This is a genomic window from Halochromatium sp. (assembly GCF_046541315.1).
Taxonomy (GTDB): Bacteria; Pseudomonadota; Gammaproteobacteria; order Chromatiales; family Chromatiaceae; genus Lamprobacter.
This window is the reverse complement of sequence record NZ_JBKHDN010000286.1, coordinates 1-2,739: the sequence shown is the minus strand read 5'-3', so window position 1 is coordinate 2,739 and position 2,739 is coordinate 1. Positions and strand designations below refer to the sequence as shown.

General features: G+C 63.4%; 4 protein-coding genes. All 4 read right to left on the bottom strand.

Annotation, left to right across the window (positions count from 1 at the left end; genetic code table 11):
- On the bottom strand, positions 1-415 hold a 415-nt coding region (locus ACLFQI_RS13225), incomplete at its 3' end, for a CBS domain-containing protein (RefSeq protein ID WP_410760015.1).
- Between the two features lie 61 nt (positions 416-476).
- Positions 477-677: a (Na+)-NQR maturation NqrM gene (gene nqrM, locus ACLFQI_RS13220; RefSeq protein ID WP_410760013.1), complete on the bottom strand. Its 201-nt coding sequence runs from the start codon at positions 675-677 to the stop codon at positions 477-479.
- A 67-nt stretch (positions 678-744) separates the two neighbouring features.
- Entirely contained in the window at positions 745-1,965 is a 1,221-nt protein-coding gene (gene nqrF, locus ACLFQI_RS13215) for an NADH:ubiquinone reductase (Na(+)-transporting) subunit F (protein WP_410760011.1), read from the bottom strand.
- Positions 1,966-1,967: 2 nt separating this feature from the next.
- Positions 1,968-2,576 (bottom strand): NADH:ubiquinone reductase (Na(+)-transporting) subunit E, encoded by a 609-nt coding sequence (nqrE, locus tag ACLFQI_RS13210; protein WP_410760010.1) that lies wholly within the window; start codon positions 2,574-2,576, stop codon positions 1,968-1,970.
- Between the last annotated feature and the right edge of the window lie 163 nt (positions 2,577-2,739).

Sequence of the window (2,739 nt, the reverse complement as noted above, 5' to 3'; positions counted from 1 at the left end):
AGATCCGATGCCGATCGGGCTGCCAGGCGGCTTCCAGCTGTTTGAGCACATCGCGGCGGCTGATGATGCCGATGAGCCGGCCCTGCTCCATCACCGGCAGGCGGCGAAAGTGGCTGGTCGCGAACAACTCGGCCACCTCGGTGACCGGGGTGTCGGCATCGACGGTGACCACCGAGCTGGTCATGAAGTTCTCGACGCGACCGCCATCCTCGCTGTGGTAACCGGCGCCGAGCGCGATCTGCAGGCAGTCGCGTTCGGTGAGCATGCCGATCAGATTACCGATCTGGTCGACGACTGGAGCGCCGGAGATGCGCTGTTCGACCAGGATGCGCAACGCTTCGAGCACATCCATCTCGGGCGTCAGCGTCACCAGTCCACGCGACATGGCCTGTTTGGCGGTCTTGCACTCTTTCATGATGATGACCTCCTCCTAGCAAGGCTTCGGGTTGCTTGAGCGATCGCTCCTCGATGTGAGTCTAGTCTAGCGAGGCGCGGTCAGAGCGACGCGAGCAGGTTTCCCCGCGTTGGCAGGCGCCGCCGCAATCGGAGCTGAGGCCGGGGATCTGATTGAGCCCGCCGCAGCTGCCCTTGAGCGCGGCACGGCCATTGAGCACGCCGAGTGCGAGCCCTAGGAAGGCGAGCGAGAAGAGCAATAGTGCAAAACCAAATTCGAGCATCGAGGTGGCCTCCGGTCAGATGCTGTTCGCCGCATCGACATCAGGGCGGCGGCTGACTGACGGCTGCTCAACCGCCGAAATCGTCGAGCAGGATGTTGTCGTCCTCGACGCCCAGGCTGTGCAGCATGCCGATCACCGCCGCTGTCATCATCGGCGGGCCGCACATGTAGAACTCGCAGTCCTCGGGCGCCGGATGGTCCTTCAGGTAGCGCTCGTAGAGGACGCTGTGGATGAAGCCGACCTCTCCTTGCCACTCATCCTCGGGCTGTGGTGATGAGAGTGCGATATGCCAGCTGAAGTTCTCGTGCTCGCGGGCGAGCGCGTCGAAATCCTCTTGATAGAAGATCTCGCGCTTGCTGCGTGCACCGTACCAGTAGGAGATCTTGCGCTGGGTCTTCAGGCGCTTGAGCTGATCGAAGATGTGGCTGCGCATCGGCGCCATGCCGGCGCCGCCGCCGACGAAGATCATCTCGGCATGGGTCTCCTTGGCGAAGAACTCGCCGAAGGGGCCAGAGATGGTGACCTCGTCGCCGGGCTTGAGGCCGAAGATGTAACTCGACATGATGCCGGGCGGCACATCGGGATGATCCGGCGGCGGCGTGGCGATGCGCACATTGAGCATGATGATGCCCGCCTCGCCCGGATAATTGGCCATCGAATAGGCGCGCGTCACCGGCTGCTTGGTCCCGGCCTTGTATTTCCAGAGGTCGTATCGATCCCAGTCGGCGCGCAGATGCTCGGGGATCTCGATGTCCGCATAAGACAGTTCATAGGGCGGGCATTCGATCTGGATATAGCCGCCAGCCCGAAAGGCGACCTCCTCGCCCGGCGGCAATTCCAGGATCAGCTCCTTGATGAAGGTCGAGACGCTGCGGTTGGAGCGCACCTTGCAGGTCCAGCGTCGCACGCCGAAGATCTCGCGCGGCACCTCGATGCGCAGGTCCTCCTTGACCGCGACCTGGCAGGCGAGCCGATAGCCCTCGCTGGCCTCGCGGCGGTTGATCAGGCTGGCCTCGGTGGGCAACAGCTTGCCGCCGCCCTCGAGCACCTTGACCCGACACTGACCACAGGTCCCGCCGCCACCGCAGGCCGAAGGCACGAAGATCTCGGCATCGGCCAAGGCGCCGAGCAGCTTGCGCCCGGCCGTGGTAACTATGTCGCGCTCTTCGTTGATGTCGATATGGACGGCGCCGCTGGGCACCAGCAGGCGCCGCGCGTTGAGGATGACGACCACCAACGCCAGTACGACGCCGGTGAAGACCAGGATGCCGAAGGTTAGATCGAGCATGGTTACAACTGAATCCCCGAGAACGACATGAAGGCCATCGCCATCAGCCCGGTGGTGATGAAGGTGATGCCGAGTCCCTGCAGCCCATCCGGCACATCGCTGTACTTGAGCTTCTCGCGGATACCGGCCAGCAGCACCAGCGCCAGCGCCCAGCCCAGACCGGTGCCGAAGCCATAGACGGTGCTCTCGGCGAGGTCGTAGCCCCGCTCGACCATGAACAATGAGCCGCCGAGGATGGCGCAGTTGACGGTGATCAGCGGCAGGAAGATGCCGAGCGCCTGATACAGCGCCGGGAAGTAGCGGTCGAGCAGCATCTCCAGGATCTGCACCATGGCGGCGATGACGCCGATATAGGTGATCAGCCCGAGGAACGAGAGATCCAACTCCGGCAGTCCGAGCCAGTCCAGCGCGCCTTCCTGCAGCAGATACTGATGGATCAGACTGTTGACCGGCACGGTGATGGTCTGCACCACGATCACCGCGATACCGAGGCCGATCGCGGTCTCGATCCGCTTCGAGACGGCAAGGAAGGTGCACATGCCGAGGAAGAAGGCCAGCGCCAGGTTCTCGACGAAGACGGCCTTGAACAGTAGGGACAGATAGTGCTCCATCAGAAGCAACCTCCGTGCCCAAGCCGGAGTTGCCGGAGCATGGCCCAGGCGACGTAGCGCCGGACCAGGGCTCGGAGCGCTGGACTAACGTCCATGGCGCCTCGTCGACCCGGACGATGTCGCGCTTGTTTCACGGTAAAGCGCGGGATTAGCATCGTGCTCA